At 38.4% G+C, this 22,485-nt stretch carries 21 protein-coding genes; 6 read left to right on the forward strand and 15 right to left on the reverse strand.

Annotation, left to right across the window (positions count from 1 at the left end; genetic code table 11):
* Positions 1-3 precede the first annotated feature (3 nt).
* The 8 genes from ADU73_RS01895 to ADU73_RS01930 all read right to left on the reverse strand — a co-directional run bounded on the left by ADU73_RS01895 (position 4) and on the right by ADU73_RS01930 (position 6,730).
* Positions 4-825 (reverse strand): zinc ribbon domain-containing protein, encoded by an 822-nt coding sequence (locus ADU73_RS01895; protein ID WP_046872253.1) that lies wholly within the window; start codon positions 823-825, stop codon positions 4-6.
* A 35-nt stretch (positions 826-860) separates the two neighbouring features.
* Positions 861-1,784 (reverse strand): serine hydrolase, encoded by a 924-nt coding sequence (locus tag ADU73_RS01900; protein ID WP_046872252.1) that lies wholly within the window; start codon positions 1,782-1,784, stop codon positions 861-863.
* Between the two features lie 38 nt (positions 1,785-1,822).
* Positions 1,823-2,728 carry a zinc ribbon domain-containing protein gene (locus ADU73_RS01905; RefSeq protein ID WP_062904573.1) on the reverse strand — a complete coding sequence of 302 codons (906 nt, stop codon included), beginning with the start codon at positions 2,726-2,728 and terminating at the stop codon, positions 1,823-1,825.
* Between the two features lie 287 nt (positions 2,729-3,015).
* A complete protein-coding gene (locus tag ADU73_RS01910) occupies positions 3,016-3,807 on the reverse strand; it encodes an alpha/beta fold hydrolase (protein WP_062913123.1) in 792 nt (263 codons plus the stop codon).
* Positions 3,808-4,027: 220 nt separating this feature from the next.
* The gene (locus tag ADU73_RS01915) at positions 4,028-4,381 is read right to left on the reverse strand and encodes a YciI family protein (RefSeq protein ID WP_197706750.1); all 354 of its coding nucleotides are present in this window, start codon (positions 4,379-4,381) and stop codon (positions 4,028-4,030) included.
* A gap of 167 nt (positions 4,382-4,548) precedes the next feature.
* Complete coding sequence (locus ADU73_RS01920; protein ID WP_046872249.1) at positions 4,549-5,490, reverse strand: alpha/beta fold hydrolase; 942 nt, start codon at positions 5,488-5,490, stop codon at positions 4,549-4,551.
* 231 nt (positions 5,491-5,721) lie between these two features.
* Positions 5,722-6,366 carry an SDR family oxidoreductase gene (locus ADU73_RS01925; RefSeq protein ID WP_046872248.1) on the reverse strand — a complete coding sequence of 215 codons (645 nt, stop codon included), beginning with the start codon at positions 6,364-6,366 and terminating at the stop codon, positions 5,722-5,724.
* 10 nt (positions 6,367-6,376) lie between these two features.
* Complete coding sequence (locus tag ADU73_RS01930; protein WP_046872247.1) at positions 6,377-6,730, reverse strand: MerR family transcriptional regulator; 354 nt, start codon at positions 6,728-6,730, stop codon at positions 6,377-6,379.
* Between the two features lie 283 nt (positions 6,731-7,013).
* Between ADU73_RS01930 and ADU73_RS01935 the strand changes: the two genes are divergently transcribed.
* Both ADU73_RS01935 and ADU73_RS01940 read left to right on the forward strand, forming a co-directional pair.
* A complete protein-coding gene (locus ADU73_RS01935) occupies positions 7,014-7,283 on the forward strand; it encodes a type II toxin-antitoxin system RelB/DinJ family antitoxin (RefSeq protein WP_046872246.1) in 270 nt (89 codons plus the stop codon).
* A complete protein-coding gene (locus tag ADU73_RS01940) occupies positions 7,276-7,581 on the forward strand; it encodes a type II toxin-antitoxin system YafQ family toxin (protein WP_046872245.1) in 306 nt (101 codons plus the stop codon). Before ADU73_RS01935 ends, ADU73_RS01940 begins: the two co-directional genes overlap by 8 nt.
* A gap of 183 nt (positions 7,582-7,764) precedes the next feature.
* Here the strand turns inward: ADU73_RS01940 and ADU73_RS01945 are convergent, their stop codons facing one another.
* Complete coding sequence (locus ADU73_RS01945) at positions 7,765-8,613, reverse strand: aldo/keto reductase (protein WP_046872244.1); 849 nt, start codon at positions 8,611-8,613, stop codon at positions 7,765-7,767.
* A gap of 274 nt (positions 8,614-8,887) precedes the next feature.
* Between ADU73_RS01945 and ADU73_RS01950 the strand changes: the two genes are divergently transcribed.
* Complete coding sequence (locus ADU73_RS01950; RefSeq protein ID WP_046872243.1) at positions 8,888-9,205, forward strand: DMT family transporter; 318 nt, start codon at positions 8,888-8,890, stop codon at positions 9,203-9,205.
* A 513-nt stretch (positions 9,206-9,718) separates the two neighbouring features.
* On the opposite strand, the gene ADU73_RS01955 is transcribed toward ADU73_RS01950, so the two are convergent.
* The 5 genes from ADU73_RS01955 to helD form a co-directional block, all read right to left on the reverse strand.
* A complete protein-coding gene (locus ADU73_RS01955) occupies positions 9,719-10,396 on the reverse strand; it encodes a Fic family protein (protein ID WP_046872242.1) in 678 nt (225 codons plus the stop codon).
* Between the two features lie 250 nt (positions 10,397-10,646).
* Positions 10,647-11,681 (reverse strand): Lreu_0056 family protein, encoded by a 1,035-nt coding sequence (locus ADU73_RS10310; RefSeq protein ID WP_046872241.1) that lies wholly within the window; start codon positions 11,679-11,681, stop codon positions 10,647-10,649.
* A gap of 272 nt (positions 11,682-11,953) precedes the next feature.
* Positions 11,954-13,507, reverse strand: coding sequence for a glutamine-hydrolyzing GMP synthase (gene guaA / locus ADU73_RS01965; RefSeq protein WP_056986278.1), 1,554 nt, complete (start codon positions 13,505-13,507; stop codon positions 11,954-11,956).
* A gap of 139 nt (positions 13,508-13,646) precedes the next feature.
* Positions 13,647-14,573 (reverse strand): type I pantothenate kinase, encoded by a 927-nt coding sequence (gene coaA / locus ADU73_RS01970; protein WP_046872239.1) that lies wholly within the window; start codon positions 14,571-14,573, stop codon positions 13,647-13,649.
* Positions 14,574-14,592: 19 nt separating this feature from the next.
* Positions 14,593-16,887 (reverse strand): RNA polymerase recycling motor HelD, encoded by a 2,295-nt coding sequence (helD, locus tag ADU73_RS01975; RefSeq protein WP_062913124.1) that lies wholly within the window; start codon positions 16,885-16,887, stop codon positions 14,593-14,595.
* Positions 16,888-17,628: 741 nt separating this feature from the next.
* Between helD and ADU73_RS01985 the strand changes: the two genes are divergently transcribed.
* From ADU73_RS01985 to ADU73_RS01995, 3 genes are all read left to right on the forward strand, one after another.
* A complete protein-coding gene (locus ADU73_RS01985; protein ID WP_062913125.1) occupies positions 17,629-19,485 on the forward strand; it encodes a cation:proton antiporter family protein in 1,857 nt (618 codons plus the stop codon).
* Between the two features lie 163 nt (positions 19,486-19,648).
* The gene (locus ADU73_RS01990) at positions 19,649-20,314 is read left to right on the forward strand and encodes a histidine phosphatase family protein (RefSeq protein WP_062913126.1); all 666 of its coding nucleotides are present in this window, start codon (positions 19,649-19,651) and stop codon (positions 20,312-20,314) included.
* Positions 20,315-20,331: 17 nt separating this feature from the next.
* Positions 20,332-21,966 (forward strand): APC family permease, encoded by a 1,635-nt coding sequence (locus ADU73_RS01995; RefSeq protein WP_062913127.1) that lies wholly within the window; start codon positions 20,332-20,334, stop codon positions 21,964-21,966.
* Between the two features lie 74 nt (positions 21,967-22,040).
* Here ADU73_RS01995 and ADU73_RS02000 read toward each other — a convergent pair whose 3' ends face one another.
* A complete protein-coding gene (locus ADU73_RS02000; protein ID WP_046872353.1) occupies positions 22,041-22,394 on the reverse strand; it encodes a MerR family transcriptional regulator in 354 nt (117 codons plus the stop codon).
* Between the last annotated feature and the right edge of the window lie 91 nt (positions 22,395-22,485).

Consider the following 22,485-nt stretch of genomic DNA (forward strand, 5'->3'; position numbering starts at 1 on the left):
AACTTAATGATTAGTAGCCGCATTCGCAATTTTTGCGAAGCCATTTTGCAGATCCTGATTGCGTGAACTAGTAAAGTTATGAACATCACTATCAGTATCCTGTGAAACCAAAACATCCGGTTCATCATTATGAAAGACATACAGATAGGCAATCGTTTGTTCTTCACCATCTTTTTCATGGTCATAAACGGCCGCCGCCACAACTTGATATTTATCATCCGTATTCGCTTTTGACGTCCATTTTAGCGTGACTTCATTATTATCAACGGTCACTTCACTTTTGTAGCTACCATTTTTAATGTCCTCTGGGAAACTGACGCCATCATCATCCACGCTTTGGCCATCATAAGTTCCGATATAAGATTGGTTCATTGTATCTTGCCAGGAGGACATAAATGAAGACAAATCAGCTGTCTTAGCGGTTGACCAAAGAGCGGCTTTAGTTGGTGCCTCACTGGTGGCTTTACTAGTGGATTTTGTTGCCGCCTGGCTATTAGCTGTTTGACTATTAGCTTTCTTCTTGGGAGCTGCTGTAGCCGTTACATTACTCTTTTGACTTTGACGATAGAAATAATATCCCCCACCGGCCGCAATCACTACAACCGCGATCACAATGGCAATTATGATTCCGTTACGCCTTGACGATGCCGGCTTATTTGCAGTTTGTGTTGCCCGCGTGGCAGAGAATTGTTCAGATGAAATGGGACGTTGATTTGCGATTGGCGTTTTTCTAGTTGCGGTAGGCGTTACTTCTAGTCGGGTGCCACAGTTTTTACAAAATACCGCATGTTCATCATTTTTAGTTCCACAATTTGGACAAAACATAAGTTTTCCTCCAATTCTTAATCGCGTTATCCAATTTATTTGGCAACCGCATAAATTTGCTGTGCCAGCTTAGCAATTTGAGCATCACTCCAGCCATCCGTCATGATCGTTAGTGCAAACTGATGGCGACTGACAACAATCGCAGTATCATTATTAGCTGCGCCATTAATCCCAATTTTATGGGCTACTGTAACTGGCAACGTTCCAATCTTATCGTGCTTCCAATTAGTCTGTTCAAGCCACGTTGACGCCTTTTGTTTTTGCTGCCAAACCGCTATGATTACGCGATTCACTTGCATAGCGTTCATCGTTTTACTGTATGTTTTACTACCAATTGTGGACTGTAAATATTGTTTGAAATCTTGTTCATTGGCATGTGCCACATGATACAGTAATTGATTGCTGGCCTGATTATCGGACTGCTCAATAGCACGTTGCGTTAAATCCATAACCGTATATGATTTTCCTTGGTGATTTTCATTTTGAAGTGTACCCGTTCCACCGCTAATCATGGCATTCGGCAATGCGTTTGCTGCATCTGCATATGTAAATTTAGTCGTCCAACTGATTTTGCCAGTCACAATGGCATGTTGAACGTAAGCAACCACTGGCAGTTTAGCAACACTTGCGGCATAGAACATTCGATCACCGTTAATTGTAGCCGTTTTACCCGTTTTCAAATCAGTATAAACAACACCCACATTCTTCTGATTACGATATTGATTCAAAACGGACTGAACGGCTTGAGCACGATGATTTCCCGCAGTTTGCGTTGATTTAGATTTAATCGGATTCGTTTTTTTACTAGAAGTTGCTGAAGACTGCTTAGTTGTTGACTTTTTCCGGACAGTTTTTACCGCTGGCACTGCATCAGATTGGTGTCGTTGATATCCGTTATACACTCCTACCATGGCAACAAGAAAAATCACTCCAATTATTGACACTTTTTTCCAATTCATTAACTAATTACCATCCGATCAAAAATAAAATATCTGTGCTAAAACATTGATGAAAATTGACTGATTAAGCTTTGACCGAAAATTGAAATCAGGATAATTAAAGCTAACTCAAGAGCAATCATAGCGACCACAGTGAGATAAACACTATCAAACCCGATGCGCTGCTTTGGCACAATGATCGATTGCATAAAACCAATCACAAAAATGCTAGCTCCGAGCATAATCACTATCATAGATAATAACTGTACCAAACCACCCATTAAACTAAAAATCATGAAACAAAATACTAAAATTATGTTTAAATTGCATCGATGCATGAGATCAGTTGTGTATTCAAGATAACTAATTGTTTCGTGTTGAGCCCACTTACGAAACAAAAATCCAACCAGCCCAAAGGCTAACATACCAATCATTAATAGTAAGAAAAATTTAAAATAAACAATTATTGCATTAGACTGAACCGCGCTATTAACTGAATCGGTTGTACTATCATCGCCACCCAATAGGCTAGAAATAGAACTACCGGCATTTTCCACGGTACTGACACCAGCTTGGGCGGCACGGCCAACCGCAATACTTCCCATCAAAGCCCACAATGCCATCGAAATAACACCAAACCATTGGTTAAATTGTTTAGCAACAATCTGAGATGGCTTTTTCCAGGAATCAACTAAATAGTTCCAATAACCACGGCTAGATTGCTTAAATTGAGCCATCTGTTCTGCTCGAATTCGTGCTTGTACTTGCCGTTGTCGTTCCATTTCGGCCTTCATTTCTGGATCATCCTGGGGCTGAGAATCAGCTTTTGGTTGGTCCTCTGGTTGTTCTTTGGCACCAGTTAAATCTGTAGGGTCAGTAGTTTGATCCTTAAGTGGCTTTCCACATGTCGTACAGAATTTGGCACCAACGGAATTGGTTGCACCACAGTTTGGACAAGTTTGCATAATTAAGTCTCCTTCAATTGATCATTCATATGATCAATAATCATTTTTTATGGCTGTTTGTATGAGGTCAATTTTTCCATTCGGTTAACGGCCTAACTAAGTTTTATGAATCAGGATTATTCATCCCTAATCTCAGATAAAATGTAGCCTCATATCAGCATACCTAATTCTATTATAATAATTTGCATGTCATAATATGTCGTTTTTGATTATTAAATTAAAAAAGTTTTGAAAAGTTTTTTCTAAATGATCCTAAACATTTTGTTCAAATGGTTGACAGATTCTTGCTAATTATTGCGTACAAAGGTGTCAATTAACGCATACACCTTCGTTGGATTCTCAAAAAATGCAATATGTCCAGCATTCGGAATGGTTTCAAATCTTGCATTGGGAAGAGCGTCTGCCACTTTTTTTCCTTCCACGGGTTGATTTAAACCATCGTACTCACCCGTTAAGACAAGCACTGGAATTGTAACTTTATTGGCATCCGTAATCAGATCAAAGTCTTGAAGCGAGTTTGTAATGGCAGCTTGTTGCGTGCCGGTCAGCACAGCTTTTGATGCAATCTTCTTATCAAAACTAGCAATTTTTTCAGCCGTAGTTTGTGGTGCAAAAATCTTTTGCATCATTGTTTGAGCCATTTGTGCTTTAGAAAGGCCGTTTAGCTGTCCCTCTTTGGCTACTTTTTCTGTGGAAGAAGTTGTTCCGCCACCCTTGGTACCAATCAAGACGATCTTTGAAAAAAGATTCGGATACTTTTCTGCCGTCTTAAGCGCAATGTACGATCCCATCGAGAAACCAACGACAATTGGTTTTCCCAAATTATAGTTAGCAATAATTTCAGCGAGGTCGTCGACATGATCATCCAGAGTAAAAGATTTAGGTTTATCACTTTCTCCATGACCACGCGCATCATAACTGACCACATGATAAGCATCCCTATAATGTTCAAACATGGGATCCATATTTTCTTTTGAATACCCACGCCCGTGAAGAAAGATCATGGTTTGCCCACTTCCGGCTTCTTTCACAGTAATATTAATGCCATTGATTTTTTTTACTTCTTCATGTGCTTTCATTGGATTCACCTTTCACAAATCATTTAACGTAGTAACTATCTCGTTACCGCCTCATAACATATCTTATTTTAGATCATTCAAGGACTGTAAACACCAAAAAATCCCTCGATTTTATTTTGGAATGAAATAAAATTGAAGGACTTCCAGTAAAAGTATTAAGATTATTCAACTACCAAGACACTATCTTCTAACAATCAGCCAATTAATCCTGATTATAAGCCTAAAAATTACGGAAAATTGGTTGCCATTCGTTAATTGTATAGGAATCTACCAGCCCTTGTATCCAGTATGGATCTTCTTTAATCACATCCATTAAAGATTCCTCATTATCCGCTACCATAACCAGCATAGCTTCTTTTCTATCTTCTGTTCCTGTTTCAAGTGGTCCTGAGACAATCAGATCCCCCTTTTTTAGATGCGCCATTAAATATTCAGCATGTGGCATCAAAAATTTCTTCCATCCTTCAAGATCTGTATGCACATACTTAACCACGAAAAATTTCTTGCCATCTTTCGTAGCTTTTTTAGCCATTTCAGCTTGTACTTTTTGTAACTGTTCTTTTGTATATTCCATGTCGTACCTCCGTAATTTCTGAATTAATGCTAATATATTTGTACGATTTAGTTTAACGGATCGTGTAATTCATTTCACTAAAAATGAATTACACAAAAACACCCTAAAGCCAGCTCAAAACAACTAACTCTAAGATGTCTTATTTTTGTTAATTTATCAATACACTATCAATCGGATACTGCTTCTAGCTGCTTCAAAATTATTCCGGCAACCTTTTCTGGTCGATCTATCCATGGCATATGTCCTGCTCCTTGTATTTCATGCAACTTTCCCTGTGGTGAAGCTTGTGCAATTTTTTCTCCTAATGCAGGCTTCTCGAAAGTATCATTACTTCCCCATAGCAAGGTCATCGGAACCTTCATAGTAGCAAGTTGTTCAGCAGTAATTCCGTTATGCTTCTTGGGATCATTCATAGCCTGCAGTAAACTGATTGTGGATAAACTGTAGTTTGGCAACTGATCAAAAGCAAAGGTAGCTTCAGCAAATGAATGTGGCAATCTTGCGACAGCATCCGGATCCGTCCCCATCACTTTCTGATTACGTAAGGCATGGTCGGCATCTTTAGGAACAACGATTTTTCCTGCCACTTTTGATACACCTGGTAATGCCATCGCTTTCAAAAATCCTGGTGTCTTTTCCATTAAAATACGACCAGGATTACCAGTAGTAATCACTTGTGTAACCCGCTCTGGATGAGCCAACGCATACCAAGTACTCCAATGAGCGCCCATTGAGTGCGAAAGGATTGGTACTCGTTTCAAATTCAATTGGTCCAAGACACTTGTAAATAATTTAATGGCAAAATCATGCACATCCACTTGATTGTGATCAAAGCCATCACTTAGCCCACCACCTGGTCGAGCCATTATGTAAAACTTATAGCCAGGTAGTTTATCAAGGAGCGGGATCCATGGATATGGGTCGCCAGTGTTCCCAGGAACTATTAAAACTGGCTTTCCTTCACCAACCGTGAGAACCCGAACCTGAAGCCCCTGAAATGTTAACCAGTGACTTTCACCCGTCAGCCCGTAATCTTTAAGTAAATTTGTTTCTGCTGCTCCAGCTTGATTAAAAACTTTACTTTCATGATCCAGAATTGGTTGTGTCATGTTAATAACCCCCATTTATTTATTTACAAATTTCGCATAGTCTTTTCCTAATTCAAAATGAATAACCTGCTCAATTTTAAATTAGATAGTAGAAATACCTTCTACATTTGCCAAAGAATCGTAAACTATAACCTTACAGTATTATTATACATTAGAAAACTAATTTCAAATAAAAGAACCTACTCCTGTTTTCTTTGTTTTCGATGAAATTCGAAAATCACTACCACTAATCTACAATTCCCCTAATAAGTCATCCATTGATTCAACGCCACCGTAAAGATCAAAAGACTGATTGAACGCCCTAGCATCAGCAATTGACAGCACCACCATATTTGCCACGTCAGCCCGCGAAACAACATCATTATTTCCCGTTTTGTGAAATGACCCTTTGCCAGTTAGAGACCCATCAGACAAAATTGGTGGACGCACGACCGTATAGATTAATCCACTGTGCTTAAGCTCTTTTTCCGCATAATATTTAGCAATGTAATATTCAGGAATATCATAAATGTTCCACGTTGCCCGGTCCGCTGCACCAGCGGCCGAAACCATCAAGTAGCGTTTGATGCCAACTCTTTTGGCTGCATCCATCAACTTAACCGCACCATCTAAATCCAACCACTCAGCTTGCTCTGGATGAGATTGACTAGCACCTGCCGCAAAGATAACCACATCAACATTGCCCAGTTTACTAGCAATTTCAGCCACATTTTCTTTTATCAAATCAAATTTACGAACACTTACATCTAATTTGGATAACTTTATATTACCGTTTCCGCTATGGTTTCCTACGATAACGTTCTTGTTTTCGTTTACTAATTGTTTTACAATTTGAAAACCCGTTCTTCCTGTTCCACCTATTACTAAAACTGTCATAATTAGTCTCCTATTTTTCAAAAAATGTTGGCGAATCAATTTCGTCATCAATCACACTCAAGGCATCCCTCAATTGGTCCATATCAGCTAAAATTTTGTTTTTCTGTCGTAAAAGTAACTCTTGTCTTTTAATACGAGCGCTTTTGTCTTGATCTGAAATACAAACATATTGCGCTAACGTTCCTAACGTTAACCCACTAGCATGTAACTTCTTCAATTTCTTTAACCACACAACGTCTTCTTCACTAAATTCTCGTTGTTGCTGTTGATTGCGTTGCACCGAACATAGCAACCCCAAATCATCATAATATCGAATAGTAGAAATCGGTGTACCGGTTAATTTGGCAATTTCAGATATCTTCACGATAAACGCCCTCCTTGACTAAATATTTTACTACCTCAAGTATACTTGAGCACAAGTACTTTTTTAATGCCATTAGTTAGTTGTCAAATAATTATTTTTAATTTAGTTTTAAGTCGCTTGTATCACTCATTAACTCCGATATATTCCTGTTTTCATATCTATGCATTTAAACAAAAATTTTATTCACTAAATTTCGGCGACAATCTGGCACCCAATGGCAACACATTGGTGTACTTTAGGAATGATTTAAGTTATACTATATCTAGTAAGGGGGTCTATAATTATGAACACAAAATCTAAAGATACCCGCCTCAGTATTCGTATCGAACCGGAACTTAAATCTGCCGGACAAGATGTTGCAAAAGATATGGGGATGGATTTAACAACTGCTGTTAAAATGTTTATTACTGCTATGGTCAAAGAACAACGTTTACCTTTTGAACCAACCAGTCTTCCGGTAGAAACATTACAAGCTTTACGTGAATCTGAACACCATAATGATTATAAAACCTATAGTAGCGCAAAAGAAATGTGGTCCGATTTAAATGTATAAAGCAAATCCTTTACCCACATTCAGGCGGGATGTCAAACATCTGGTAAAAAAACACTATCCAATTGAAGATTTAAAACATGTTGTTGATCTACTTTTAGAAGGTACCCATCAAGATGAACTACGCCTTAAATTTGACGATCATCAGCTGGTATCTAACAGTGCATGGAAAGGTCATCGTGAGTTACACATCAATAAAAGCTACAACAATAATTGGTTACTAATTTATCGTATTGACAAAGAAGACCTAGTTCTCGAATTAGTTCGGTCAGGATCGCATAAAGATTTACTTGGTAAATAATCAGAAACTCAATATGCTAACATGCAAGTGTCACTAATAGTCGGCTCCTTTCTGAATTCTTACCATCCTCATGGCAATATTTTAACCACATTGTAAAAATATCAAATAGCCTGTTAATCAAGTTTAGTTAATGATTAACAGGCTATTTATTGTCTTATTAAGACAAATTATTTTTATCGAAAATTAAATCATTCGCAAAGATTGTTTGGAAACTGGCGCTGGAAACTCTAAGTCGATTTCTTTCATTTCTTCAGCAGACAATGTAATGCTACCAGCCTCAATGTTTTGTTTCATATGATCAATATTACTTGTTTGGGGAATCGCCAGGATATCTTTAGCTTGAATTGTCCATGCAAGTAAAATTTGCATGGCCGTTACCTGGTGATTATGGGAGATTTGTTGAATAATGGCATTCTGCGTAAGTTCTTGTCCACGGGAATCACCCTGATCAATTGGCGCATAAGCGATCAATGGCAATTGATGGTCACGTTGCCATGGTAATAAGTCATACTCAATCCCGCGATTAGCAAGATTGTACAAGTCTTCATTGGCAAAAACTTGATCACCTTGTGGCAAATTATAAAGGCCTTCCAAATCTGCCGTATCAAAATTTGAAACACCCCAATGCCGAATTTTACCTTCTTTTTGCAGTTCAATTAGCCCAGCAACTGTCTCTGATAACAGCACTGGACCTCGCCAATGAAGCAAATACAGGTCGAGATAATCTGTTTTTAGCCGTTTGAGACTACTACTTAATGCCTGTTTCATTTTCTCTTTAGTCGCATTTTGTGGATAAAATTTACTGATCAAAAAAACTTTTTGCCGATCAACTTCCTGTAAAACATCACCCACTAATTTTTCTGCATTTCCTGCACCATACATTTCGGCAGTATCAATAACTGTAGCGCCGTGGTTTAGTCCATAAAGAATGGTCGCTTTCTCCTGCGCATAAGTTTGTGGATTATCACCCATGTGCCAAGTACCAATGCCAATTGCGGGTAAATTAACACCTTTAAAATTTAATTGTTTCATATCGTATAATCCCCCTTTGACCACTTCATTTTACGCTCTCCAATCGTTCGTTCAAAACTTTTACTACCGTAACGTTTCATAAATAAAATTTGTGCCTCAAAGTTCTTCAATTTTATAATTCTAGCTCGATTGACTTCCCTAATTTCTGTAGTCTACAATGAAGTTATGAAAAAAGACGCTATCTTACGCTATGCATGCGCATGGCAAACAAAATGGAAAATCCAGTTTAATAAACTAAATTTGTTAAGCATAATTTTAAACTGGAGGATTAATAATGGGATATTTATATTTAGGAATTGCGGTAATTGGCGAACTTTTAGGCACAAACTTATTGAAGGCTTCAAATGGATTTACAAGAATTGGCTTTTCAATTGGCTCGCTACTTGCCTACGCCTTGTGCTTTTACTTCTTATCAATCGCGATGAGAACAATCAACCTCAGCATTGCTTATGCAATATGGGCAGGGGTTGGAATTGTCGCTACGACGGTTCTTTCTGTGCTGATTTGGCATGAACAAATCAATCTAACTATTATTCTAGGGATAATTTTAATCGTAGTTGGCTCAATTTTGTTAAATCTACATGTTGAGTAACACAAACTAGATTAACCCAGATAATTTCATACTAAAATCTAACCACCCACATCCTTGGGTGGTTTTTCAAATACTGACCAAACAATAACTTCTTCAAAATAGCCACAAGGCTTACCTCAGACCAGTGGATTCACCCGATACCAACCCAGTTTTATCCCCGACGTTGATAAACCAAAACTGTTAACGGCATAAATATTAAAACAGTGATACCATCTTAAGCTAGAATTTCAGAAGCTGTTTGCCAATCAGTATTTAAAACAGTTTAAAAAATAGCTATCATTCACACTTTAATTTGCAAATGATAGTTTTAAATTGAAACGGCTCTTGATATTTACTTATAAGTTATAAAACTGGCTTGTGTTCCACTTTATAAAATAATCTAATCTGATCAGCAAGATAAAAAGACACGACCGCATAACGATCAATGGCTTCGATGTTTGTTAACGAACGATTTTTAATGGTTAGCCCTTTCGTCCTTATTAGTTCTAAACTCTCTTTTCATTTTCAAACTCTTTAAGGTAGCTGCACTCCTTGGACGCCAACTTCATAGGTCCATTTTTTAATGGCACCCATATCATTTGAACGGTAATAATCCGCAATTAATTCGTTCCACTTTTCCCAATGATTGAGCGGGATATTAATAAGGCCCACCCCATTATCAATCATCAATTTATTAGCAACTAACGTGGCTGTCCTTTTATTGCCATCCCAAAAAATCTGGTTTCGCATGCTATGATACATTAGAGTCATAGCTTTGTCAGTTATACTAATAGCAGAATTAGCCAATAATTCAGTTAAAAACTTTTGCTCTTTTTTTTCGTTTACCGGATCTGGCACAAAATCTTCATCACTTCCAATTTGTACCAAACCGCCACCAGTACGTAACTCTCCCGGTGCCAATGAGTCTTGTGCCGCGACAACTGCATTAATTTTTTTCATATAATTTAATGTTAGCGCTTCTTTTTGTGGTTGCACAACCATTTCCCAGCCACGCTTCAAGTTCACAATTGTATTCATATCCTTTACACTGACACCAGAAACACCCATCCCATCCATAATTGTCTGAGTTTGAGGCAAAGTCGTACTAACCCCTTCAAATCGGGAATTGGTGTGCACTAACCTTGTGAAATTTTTTTTTGCAAATCTAATATTTTGTTCACGAGTTAAACTGTATTTATCAGCGTATTGCATAGCTTTTAGGGCTCCCATCGTTTTGTGACAACTCGAACTTGAGTTTTCTTTAACCACATTATACAACAAAGCCTATTGGACTATTGTTAAACATCTACTTTACATTGTATCTATTCACTAAAAAAATCTAAAAAAAAGACGTTTTAGCGTCTTATATTTCTTCATTTAATGTGTAACACATTGTCATGACATAATTCTAAATTGATATATCCACTTAACTGTAACCCTTAATTTGCCGTAGCCTATCAACTTATTTATCAAGACTATCATTGTAGCTACTTTCTGGCTTGATTGCATCTAGGTATGTTCGAATCTTAGCCTTTTGCGATTGCGTACTGTAATAATCATTTTTAAGTCTGGTTAACGTGACCGTTTTGGTTCTAAAATAGCCATCCGCAACTGATTTACGTGGTATCCATTCTTTATAAGTTACGATATTACCATTTGTTTTGTAGTAAATAAAGCTAGTTGGATCGCCATTAGCTGTCATATAACTATAGCCATCAACTTTACTACCATGACCGTCATAATTGGTTCCATACCACATTGTTCCATCAACGTACTCTTTAAACCACTTTGGATCTGTCATCAAGGACACAAGTACACCAATTGTTTTATCATTGATTTTTGACGTTGTAACCGAGCTATTACTTGCACTTGACTCAGTCGAACTAACTTGCGTACCACCTGCAATTTTGGCAAAGTTTGATTTAACGGCTGTATTTTGAGTTTCTCCTAAATCAGGAGTTCCATCTCTACTCTGATCTACCAACACAACGGGCTCACCATCATGAAAGGCAAAAAAGTATGTAATATGATTTGGTAGTGGCGGCTCTGTCCCATTGTAATTGTATATGGCAACCACGTTATATGAATTACTCCCTTTGCCGTTCTTACTCCAGCCAATTGAAGTTTTTGCACCATTCACGGTTACCTTGGTCAAATTATCAGGATAAACAGTTCCTACTGAAGTTTTTATCGAATGCTCACCGTCATACTTAACATAACTTTGTTTCATTGTTGGTGCCCATTTATCAATGAACGTTTTTAGTTGTGCATCTTTCGTACTATCCCATAAAGTATCTGCTTGTTTTTGGCTTGAAGAGCTAGTCACTTTACTTGAAGCTTCCTTACTGGTATTACGCTTACTACTGTTACTTTTTACCGAACTAGAAGTCGTTTTTTGACTTGCTACCTTACTTGTTTTGGCCTGCGTTCCACATCCGGTTAAGATTAACGCTCCAGCAACTAATGCCGTTGCCAATTTAATTTTGTTATTTTTCATAATATTTCTTCCTATTCCCTATTTACTGCTAATATCTTTCATGCCAGTCATTTTTATTCGTATGCCCGGAATTTATTTTCTATACTCCATGAAACAGCTTCTTCTGCACATTTAAACAATATCGAATCAAAAATGTAGAAATAAACAAAATAAACCCCCGCCAAGACTTATCCTGACAGAGGTTTATTAAAGAAAATGATGGGAAACCAGATTATTCTAATAATGAAGAAACATTATTTTATTGATGTTTCTCTTCCATAACACACTGGTTTTTATTCCCATTCTACCGTTGCCGGGGGCTTGCTCGTGATGTCATACACGATTCGATTAACATGATCAACTTCGTTTACAATGCGCACAGAAATCTTCTGAAGCACATCCCACGGAATGCGGGCAAAGTCTGCCGTCATCCCATCAACGGAATTAACCGCCCGAATTCCAACCGTATAATCATATGTCCGGCCATCACCCATGACACCAACACTCTTAATGCCAGGCAAAACAGTAAAGTACTGCCAGATATCACGATCTAAGCCAGCTTTTTTAATTTCATCACGCAAAATCCAATCACTATCGCGTACAATGTTTAATTTATCTTCAGTAATTTCACCAAGAACTCGAATTCCCAAACCAGGACCTGGGAATGGTTGTCGCCAAACTAAATCGGAAGGCATCCCTAGTTTCTCGCCTAAATCACGTGCTTCATCTTTAAATAAAGTCCGTAACGGTTCGATCAACGTAAAATGCATGTCCTTTGGTAAACCACCCACGTTATGATGAGATTTAATCGTTTGCGCTGTATCAGTTCCACTTTCAATCACATCAGTATACAAAGTGCCTTGTGCTAAGAAATCAATGCCATGTAATTTTTGAGCTTCATCATTAAATACTTGAATAAACTCATTGCCGATAATCTTGCGTTTCTTTTCAGGATCAGAAACACCGACCAATTTGTCCATGAATCGTTTTTGAGCATCCACTTTAACAACGTTCAGACCAAACTTACCTTCAAGACTGTCCATTACTTGTTTAGCTTCGCCCTTACGCAACAGACCGTGGTCAACAAAAATACTGGTTAATTGATTTCCAATGGCTTTATGCAATAAAACACCAACAACACTGGAATCCACTCCACCAGAAAGACCAAGTAAGACTTTACGATCGCCAACTTCTTCACGAATCTTTTTGATTTGCAAGTCAATGAAATCATCCATCGACCAGTTTGCACTCGCTTCACAGACATCAAATGCAAAATGTTTCAGAATCTCATTTCCATACTGGGTATTACGAACCTCAGCATGAAATTGAATTCCGTAAAATTTACGTTTTGGATCTTCAATTGAAGCAATGGGACAGTTCTTGCTGGTTGCCACAGAAGTAAAACCTTCGGGCACCTGTTTAACTAAATCACCATGACTCATCCAGACTGTTTGATGACTTGGTAAGCCTTTAAACAAAGGTGTTTGTGCATCTGTCACATCAATATCAGCATGACCGTATTCACGATTATCTGCTGATTCAACTTTTCCACCTAAGTTATAGGCCATCAACTGCATCCCATAACAGATTCCTAAAATTGGAATGCCCAACTTATAAATTTCTGGATCAACCCGAAAAGCATCCTCATCATAGACACTGTTGGGTCCACCAGAAAACACGATTCCTTTCGGATTGAGTTTTCGAATTTCATCTGCTGAAATCTTGTGTGACATCAATTCCGAATAAACGCCAAATTCGCGAATTCTTCGTGTGATTAGTTGGTTATACTGACTTCCAAAATCCAAAACAATGATTTTATCAAATTGCGATAAATCTACATTCGCCAAGCCTTTCACCTCATTAATATTAGTTTGAGTAATAAAAACATTCTGGTTTAATTCTATCTATTATAAAGCTTAAAGTAAAGCCAGTTTGAAACATGATTTGTCCCAAACTGGCTTATTTAATATAATTATCAAGTTAAACTTAGTATTTTCGTAAATACACCTTATCCATGGCGTGGTGTTCAATCTTATGCAAAATCAAATTGGCTCGGGAACGGGTTGGTAAAATAAACTCATTCAAGTTAGGCAAATCAACAGTTTTCCAAACCTTTTTGGCTTCCGCAAAGGCTTTTTCACGTGGCCATTGAGCGTATTCGTAATAGTAATCGTCTGGATTATGAAAGGCCGTATCTAGCAAAATACCAAAGCGTTCTAAAAACCACTTCTCAATCAATTCAGGATCTGCATCAACATATACAGACCAATCGAAAAAGTCACTAATGTAAATGTTTTGATTGGAAGGTAACTGTAAAACGTTAATTCCTTCAACAATCAAAATGTCAGGATTATTAACCGTTTCAAACTGATCGGGCAAAACATCATAGCTTTGATGCGAATACAGTGGTACCTGGATCTTTTTTTGACCATTTTTAACCGAACCCATAAAATCCAGAAGGCTTTCCATATCATAGCTTTCTGGAAACCCTTTGCGAGCTAAAATACCTCTTTTTTCAAGTTCCGCGTTTGAATACAAAAAGCCATCGGTTGTAATTAGTTGTGACTTTAATTTAGGAAAGAAATTTGTCAGTAGGACCTGTAGCAATCTGGCGGTCGTACTTTTACCAACTGCCACACTACCGGAAATGCCAATCACAAACGGCACCTTTTTTTCTGGCAAACTCAAAAAATTTGTTTTTGTAGCTTGCCAGTCTTGAAAACTGCAAAATTTCTTAATCAGCAGGTGAACAAGCGGGACATAGATATCCTGAACATCCTGTAAGGAAATTCGGTCATTTAAGGCCTTGATTGCCTTTAATTGTTGCCCAGATAATGGCAATTTGGCTTCTGGAGCAAGCTTTTTCCAATCATCCTTTAAAAATCGATAGTAACTACGATCTTCTTCTACCATTTCATTTCTCCACTAAAACTTAATCCAGTTTATACAAACTTGAATCAATCCGATCCAACAAGCGTGACATTTTTTCAGTCGCAACAATTGTCAACCGGTGCATGGCTCGCGAACAAATTGTATAAAGTAACTGACGTTCATCTTCATCGTGATACATAGCATCGGAAGCATCCCAGACAATCACATCATCAAATTCAAGTCCCTTGGCCAAGTATGAAGGAACAACCACAACCCCTTCGGCAAGCCGTTGGTTCTCTGTTTTAATTAACGTCACGCGTTCGCCCTGGTTACGCAGGCCCTCGGTAATCTTTTGACACTCGGCCACAGATTTACCAATGATTGCCGTAGATTCGCCATCTTTTTGATTTTGGGACATTTGCGCTTGGACGCGTTTGACAGCCAAATCAAAACTAGGTTTCACGCTGACAACTGGCAAGTCGCCTTCTCGATGAAAGGCCTCAATCGCCTCACCATTTTTCAAAATTTCTTTTGTAAAATCGGTAATTTGCTGTGTAGATCGATAAGATTTTTCAAGTTGAATAACTCGCGTCTTCTCTTTATCAAACATAGTGGATAACTCAGCCAACAACGTAGAGGTACTTTCGTTACTATAAATGGACTGATTCAAATCACCCAATAAAGTAAACTTAGCGCGTGGATAATTGTACTTTAGGTAAGCTAATTGAAAGGCTGTGTAATCTTGAATTTCATCAATAAAGACATAGCGCATATCCCGTTCGCCCTTTTTCCCAACAATTAAATCATAGAGGTACAGGTAGGCAGAAGTATTATTCAAAGAGATCGCATGGTTCTTCAAACTGGCGACAACCTCTTCCACATAGGTCTGCCAATCAGCCTGTGTTAAACCAGCCTTCTCCAAATTAATCAAATGTGGCACACTTCTTAAAAAGTGGACATACTGTGCATTGATGTTTAGGAACCGATTATGCACAATCGCGTTTCTTACAGGTTGCAGAGCTTGAATAACCAGTTTACGTGCCAAAAATTTAAATTCTTTGTCACTATCATCAAACTCTTTAGGTTCACCACCGTAAAGTTTCTCAAGATCTTCATGGTTCAACGATTGAACAGCTTGTTCGGCCCATTTAGAGCGAACTTCACTACCAATTCGTGAATTCAACGATTTTAGCAACGCTTCTTTCGTCGCATCCAACCGATTCCCCAAACGATAGTTTTCATTATAACCGTAATAGATTCCTTGAATTTTTTCCTGACTGGCAAATGGCTTGTCATGGAACATCAAATTACGGAACTTCATATCAGCCGAGCCGAGATGTTCAGCATATTTAGTCACAGCATCAAAATAAACCAAACTATTTTCTAAGGTTCGAATCTTTTTGGAAACTGAATCTGTCCGACTCTCAAAACGTTGTTGCAACGTTTCGACTTCCATATTAGGAATGCGACGTTTGGTAAATTGATAGTAGGTCATTTGAACCATGTTATGTTCGCCAAGTTCGGGTAACACTTGATCGACGTAATCATTAAAAATTTGGTTTGGCGAAAACATGATTACTTGACTAGCCGTTAAATTTCCCCGATAACGATACAAAAGATAGGCCACTCGCTGCAAAATTGCGGCCGTTTTACCAGATCCGGCAGCTCCTTGCACAAACAAAAGATCCGAATGCGTATCCCGAATAATCTTGTTTTGTTCTTTTTGAATGGTTGAAACAATACTCTTCATCTTAGTATCAGAAGAGTTTCCAAGTGCCTTAAGCAGCATTTGATCGCCAATGGTTTCATTCGTATCAAACACCGTGACGATTTTGCCGTCTTCAATGGTAAATTGACGTTTAAGCTTTACGTCAACTTCTTGTGTGCCATCGGGCGTTTCGTAGGAAACATTTCCTAATTCGCCATCATAATAAACGCTTGAAATTGGTGCCCGCCAATCATAAATCAGAAAATGATCTGGCGTATCTGAAAATGATCCGAGCCCAATATAGATAGTCTCGTCACTTTTTTCACCGGCCTCATGAAAATCAATGCGCGCAAAATAAGGCCGTTTTTCAAGTCGTTTTAAGACGTTTAATTGTTGACTTGCGTGTTGCCAACTATTTTGACGCTCTGATAGTAATTGTTGCTGCTGACGGACCGAAATCGCCGTATCCATCATTCCAGAATATGTGCTTGTATTTATACGAACTTCATTTGAAAAATTCTTATCAATAGATTTAGAGTCTGTTTCTGCTTTTTTAGCGTCTTTACTGGATTTTGCAATTGCCTCTTGAACCTTGGTGATCACACCATCGAGATGCTTTTGTTCATACTTTTGAATTGAATCTGTCATGAAACCCCTCCAAATTGCTTGTTGTGACGATAAGTGACACAAAAATCGGAAACTTCATGCGCGTAAACTTGCCGCAAAAAATTCTAATAAATTAAGTAAATATGATACCACTCTTTTGCCGACAACTCAACGATTGTCCTTCCTATACTATAAGGAGATTTCCATTCCTAATGAATTGCAGAGAAAGAATTTGAGTTCGCCGCCCCATTCATCAATTCGATACTGTCTTTATATTTAATCCTAAAACTTGAAAGTGTACAGCTCCACTTAATTATCCAGTACAAAAAGTTTAAAAAAATCAAATTAGTTAGGATGTCGTCTTCCAGAAAATTTTGGTTGTAACGTAGTAGGCACGACTGCTTTCAGACTGATTCAAAATTATATTTAACGAAAAGTTTATTATGACAACGTTCATACGAGCTATCTAAAGACAACAGCTTCCCTAGTTCGGAGGCGTTTTGGCCTCAGGGGTGAAATTTATCTTAGCGATTTTCGCTTAGATAAAGGTCGAGTTTGAAGACAAGTGATTTTCTTGGCTTCAAATCGTGCCACCCCGTTCCAGGCCAGGTGAGCCGGAGAACGGCAATTAACCTGATTTTGCTGGACTAAACCGTTTAATAATAATAATTGGAGCATTTTTCCATCTTTAGTTAATTTATTTGCAAACTTTTTCAACATTTTTAGCAAAATTACTTGTACTATTTTGATTCCCTATTTATGATGGTGCGGGAGGAACTTATTATGAATCAAGTCTCATTACTTATTATGTTATTTGCAGCGCTAATCACACCCATGTTGATGGCGCGTTTTAAAATCAACTTTTTACCAACGGCCGTTGTTGAGATTATCCTTGGTATCATTCTAGGACCAAGTTTGCTTAACATTGTCCATCCGACCGCCATTTTAAAACAACTGTCCGACATCGGTGTGATTATCCTCTTATTTTTAAGTGGGATGGAAATCAACTTCGATTTATTTAAGAAACCCCAAACAGAGCTTTCGCCACTTGCTAAAAAGAATGCGGCCCAGGATTCAAAATGGTCACCGGTTGTATTGGCCTGTCTGTCCTACCTGACCGTAATTGTTATCTCATTAGGTCTGGCTGGAATCTTTAAATGGGCCCATCTTTTTTCTGATTTTTGGTTGGCAGCTATTTTATTTGCAACTATTTCCCTTGGGATTGTGATTGCTACTTTAAAGGAAAACGAATTACTAAGTAAAGCTTTTGGACAAACAGTGCTCCTAATTGCCGTTTTAGGTGAAGTGGTGCCCATGCTAGGCTTAACTTTTTATGCTTCATTCTTTGGTAGTGGCAGTAAAAGTCTTTGGTTACTGCTTTTAATTATTGTCGTAGCCGTTTTCCTCCTTCGCCGCTTTAAATTATTCTTTAACTTCTTTGAACAAATTAATAAATCAACCACGCAACTTGATATCCGGTTGGCGTTCTTTCTAATTGTCGCAATGGTCACCGTTGCTTCTTCAGTCGGTGCAGAAAATATTTTGGGTGCCTTCATCGCCGGAATCATCCTCAAACTTTTACGACCCAGTGAAAGCACTAAGGATAAACTAGATTCCATTGGTTATGGCTTCTTCATCCCAATTTTCTTCATGATGAGTGGTATTGGTCTGAATTTGCGAACCCTATTAAGTGATCCACAGGCTGTGACTTTGATTCCTTTATTTTTTATTGCTTATATTATTGCCAAACTGGCTGTCTATCCAATCTTAAAATTACGCTTTAAAAACATGAATGCCATTGCCGGAACCAGTTTATCAACTGCCACCATTACGATGGTTGTGGCCATTTTGCAGGTTGCTAAAAACATGCATACCATCAATAGTCACCAATCTGGCGCCTTTTTACTGGCCGCCATTTTGACTTGTATCGTAGCACCTCTGATTTTTAACAAGGCCTATAAACCGGAACCGGAAGATCTCAAGAAACAAATCGTCCATTTCATTGGTACAAATATTTTCACCGTGCCTGTTGCTCAGCAGCTCACTCAAGGTTGGTATGATATTCAGATGTACACTGATAATGAAAAGAATTTTCACACCTATAATAGTGAAGTCCAAACCCACCTGGTGGCCAATCTGGACGCTGATGAGTTAATTAAACAGGGCGTGTTTGATACTGACATTTTGGTTGTGGGTCATTTCCGCGCGCAAGAAAATTATGAATTAGCAAAGGCGGCTAAAGCTTACGGAGTGCGCCGTGTCATTGTGCGTTTTGAAGATCGTAATATTCTGAGCGCCCATGAAAAAGAATTGCAAGAGCTCGGAATTGAGGTTTACAACACGCCTGCTGTAAACATTGCCATGCTCCGAGGACTGATTGAAACACCGTCAACCTTGCTTCTCTTGAATGATACTAAAAACGCAATTTTTGAAGTTCAAGTTCGTAACCGTAAATACACAGGGACTGAAATCAAAAATCTACCGTTTATTAATAAAATTACAATCAGTCAAATCTTTCGTAACCGCCACGTAATCCGACCAGCCGGTTCGACCCAACTAGAATTAAATGATCGCATTATTTTTACTGGCAACAAAGAAGATACAGAAGAAATTCGTCAAGAACTCGGTAAACTAAACTAATTTTCCAAAACAAGTAATTCGTTGGTTGATAACCGATGGATTACTTGTTTTTTGTAAGCGATATCTTTTAATTTAGATTAATTAAAACCAAAATAAGGCTACAACTACAGTCATGGCCTGTGATACAATAACTTTCGGACATTAAACGGAAAGGAGTAATTTTATGAAAACATTTGAAGTTTATTTTGTGTGTCACGGGCAAACCTTTTTCAACCGATATAATCGGATGCAAGGTTGGTCTGATTCGCCCCTAACTAAAAAGGGCTGGCACGATGCAGAAGTTGCAGGTCAACGCTTAGCAAATGTTCCGTTCACCGCTGCCTACTCTAGTGATACCACGCGCGCGTTTAATACCGCCAACACCATCGTCCATAGTAATAAATCGCCGGGACTCACTGTCAAACAATTAGCAGAGTTTCGAGAAGAATTCTATGGTTATTTTGAAGGTGCTGACTCCGCGCAAACTTGGTTCCAAGTTTTGCAGCCCATTAGTTCCGTACGCACCTTTCACGAATTTTTGATTGATCATGATATTAGTGAATCAAAAAACGCCGTTAAAGCTGCTGATCCTTTTCATGAGGCCGAAGATCATCAAGATTTTTGGCAACGGTTAGATAAGGGTTTTAATTACCTAATTGATCACAGTCAAGACCGCGATAAAATTTTGGTTGTCTCGCATGGCACCACAATTCGCAGTATTGTGGGCCGCTACGCACCGGACATGGATATTACAACCAGTCCCAGTAACGGCAGCGTTACAAAATTAACCATTCAGGATTCTCAAATTTCTGTTAATTACTTTAATCAGATAGATAAACTAATTAATTAAAATAGGAGAATTTAAAAATGAAAGACTCACCCTTAGATACCAATAAGCATTACATAAGCTGGCCCGTGGTTGCTTTAATGGATTTTGTAACTGTCATTGGTTTTGATGATTTAATCTACAATTTCCATAATCAAGGTTTAGCGATTGTTACCACTTGGATCATCATGTTGATCCTCTTCGTTTGGCCTTACGAAATGATGGTCGGCCAGTTAGGTTCCACTTTTCAAAACGAAGGTGGCGGTTTATCATCATGGATTCGTTCCACCAACGGCGATTTAGCTGGTTACATGGTGGCTTTCCTGTACTGGATTGCCGGTCTTCCTTACGTCGTTGATGTCGCCAATTCGGTGGTTGTGTCCATCAGTTGGTTGGTTAAAGGAAATGGTGATCTCAATAAATACATGTCGACTTTCATGTTTGCCATTTTCACGGCCATTATTTTTATCGGCTTTATCTGGTTCCAGCATTTATTCAAGAATAGATCCCTAGAAATTATGAGTACTGTCGGTGGCGCCGCCATGTTTATCATGACAATCCTGTTTGTGGTTATGACCGTGGCCGCTTTAATGCATGGCCGCCACATCGAAACGCAACCATTTAACTTACAGGCCTTTATTCCAAAAATCGATGGTCATTTCTTATCTACGTTTGGTTTGTTAATTTTTGCCATTAATGGTGCCGAATTAGCCGGCCCTTACGTTAAAGAAATGAAACATGGTAATCGCGATTTTCCTAAAGCGATGATGATGCTCTTAGTAATGACCGGTTTTCTAACCGTCTTTGGCTCATTCTCACTGGGTGCCTTCTTTAACGCTCATCATCTGCCTTATGACTTAAAAATGAATGGTTCCTACTATGCCTTTCAAGCGCTTGGCAAACAATTCGGCATGGGTAACACCTTGATGTACATCTTTGCCGTTGCCCAATTCGTTTATATGTGTGCGCAACTGGCTGTTATTTTGGATGCCAGCACCCGAATCTTTATTTCAGATGTTTCTAAAAAGTATCTGCCAAAACGCCTCACAAAATTAAACAGTGATGGTTTGCCAATTAATGGGTACTGGCTGACAACTGCCATCGTTTCGCTGGTATTGTTCTTAAGTAACTGGCTTCCAAGTATCAATGATATGTTCAACTGGTTATTAAATATCAACGGAATTGTGTCCCCATTTGTCACAAGTTTCGTGTTCTATGCCTTCATGCGGATTCGCGCAAAAAGCAAAGATTATCCGTCAGAATACAAGTTTATTAAAAGTGATCGCTTTGCTTGGTTAGTCGGACTTTGGTGTTTATTGATTACGTTGATCTTCTCAATTATGGGAATTCGACCAACTGATGCCAACCCTGGTACCGTGCTCTACACCAAAGAATTAACTTTAAACATTGTGATTCCACTTATCTTTATTGCGCTTTCTGCGGTCTTGCCTTACATGGCAAAAATTGGCCGTGAGCATCTCACCAAACAAGCTTGGCAGTCAACACCTTTAGCTTTAATCGTATTTGCAATTGCCGGCTACATGCTTACCCAACATTTGACTGGGGCTGGAATTGCCACAATGATTCTTAGCTGGGCTTTAGATGTGCTCTTGTTTATCATTATTTGTCAAATTACCTTTAAACTAATTACCCGTAATCATTCGGTGAATAACTAAAAACTCAATTTGTTTTAGGTATCACAAAAGAGACCAAGCAAACCTATAATCTTAGGTAAGCTTGATCTCTTTTTTTATTCTGGCATTAAAGCCTGCACGTCTTTAATTTTAGCTTTTAAATGTTGCATAGATTGATCTAATTGGGCTGCCTTCACCTCTGACTGACCTAGCTGTTTTTGTAAAATAGATAATCGTTCGGCCACCGTTTCATCACCCTGCTGATAAATCTCAAGAAAATGTTTTATTTGGCCGAGCGTCATGCCACATTCTTTCACACATAAAATAAAATCAATCCGTTTGAGATCGGCTGATTGAAAATTGCGAATCCCGTTTACTCGTTTTATTGGCCCTAACAAATTTTCTCGTTCATAATACCGAAGCGTTGCTGTAGAAATATGAAACTGTTTTGCTACTGCATCAATTTTCAAGATCTTCACCTCTTGACTTGAAGTATACTTCAAGGAGTAGTATTTAAATAGAGGGTAACGCTAAGAAACCTCAATTTTATTAAGCAGGTGA

Origin of the sequence: Pediococcus damnosus (assembly GCF_001611155.1) — a bacterium.
In the GTDB taxonomy this organism is placed as follows: Bacteria; Bacillota; Bacilli; order Lactobacillales; family Lactobacillaceae; genus Pediococcus; species Pediococcus damnosus.

Excerpts from the sequence above, each read along its gene's own strand:
- ADU73_RS01895 (WP_046872253.1), bottom strand. The coding sequence starts at position 825 with ATGTTTTGTCCAAATTGTGGAACTAAAAATGATGAACATGCGGTATTT.
- ADU73_RS01900 (WP_046872252.1), bottom strand. The coding sequence starts at position 1,784 with ATGAATTGGAAAAAAGTGTCAATAATTGGAGTGATTTTTCTTGTTGCC.
- ADU73_RS01905 (WP_062904573.1), bottom strand. The coding sequence starts at position 2,728 with ATGCAAACTTGTCCAAACTGTGGTGCAACCAATTCCGTTGGTGCCAAA.
- ADU73_RS01910 (WP_062913123.1), bottom strand. The coding sequence starts at position 3,807 with ATGAAAGCACATGAAGAAGTAAAAAAAATCAATGGCATTAATATTACT.
- ADU73_RS01915 (WP_197706750.1), bottom strand. The coding sequence starts at position 4,381 with ATGGAATATACAAAAGAACAGTTACAAAAAGTACAAGCTGAAATGGCT.
- ADU73_RS01920 (WP_046872249.1), bottom strand. The coding sequence starts at position 5,490 with ATGACACAACCAATTCTGGATCATGAAAGTAAAGTTTTTAATCAAGCT.
- ADU73_RS01925 (WP_046872248.1), bottom strand. The coding sequence starts at position 6,366 with ATGACAGTTTTAGTAATAGGTGGAACAGGAAGAACGGGTTTTCAAATT.
- ADU73_RS01935 (WP_046872246.1), top strand. The coding sequence starts at position 7,014 with ATGAACACAAAATCTAAAGATACCCGCCTCAGTATTCGTATCGAACCG.
- ADU73_RS01940 (WP_046872245.1), top strand. The coding sequence starts at position 7,276 with ATGTATAAAGCAAATCCTTTACCCACATTCAGGCGGGATGTCAAACAT.
- ADU73_RS01945 (WP_046872244.1), bottom strand. The coding sequence starts at position 8,613 with ATGAAACAATTAAATTTTAAAGGTGTTAATTTACCCGCAATTGGCATT.
- ADU73_RS01950 (WP_046872243.1), top strand. The coding sequence starts at position 8,888 with ATGGGATATTTATATTTAGGAATTGCGGTAATTGGCGAACTTTTAGGC.
- ADU73_RS01955 (WP_046872242.1), bottom strand. The coding sequence starts at position 10,396 with ATGCAATACGCTGATAAATACAGTTTAACTCGTGAACAAAATATTAGA.
- ADU73_RS10310 (WP_046872241.1), bottom strand. The coding sequence starts at position 11,681 with ATGAAAAATAACAAAATTAAATTGGCAACGGCATTAGTTGCTGGAGCG.
- coaA (WP_046872239.1), bottom strand. The coding sequence starts at position 14,573 with ATGGTAGAAGAAGATCGTAGTTACTATCGATTTTTAAAGGATGATTGG.
- helD (WP_062913124.1), bottom strand. The coding sequence starts at position 16,887 with ATGACAGATTCAATTCAAAAGTATGAACAAAAGCATCTCGATGGTGTG.
- ADU73_RS01985 (WP_062913125.1), top strand. The coding sequence starts at position 17,629 with ATGAATCAAGTCTCATTACTTATTATGTTATTTGCAGCGCTAATCACA.
- ADU73_RS01990 (WP_062913126.1), top strand. The coding sequence starts at position 19,649 with ATGAAAACATTTGAAGTTTATTTTGTGTGTCACGGGCAAACCTTTTTC.
- ADU73_RS01995 (WP_062913127.1), top strand. The coding sequence starts at position 20,332 with ATGAAAGACTCACCCTTAGATACCAATAAGCATTACATAAGCTGGCCC.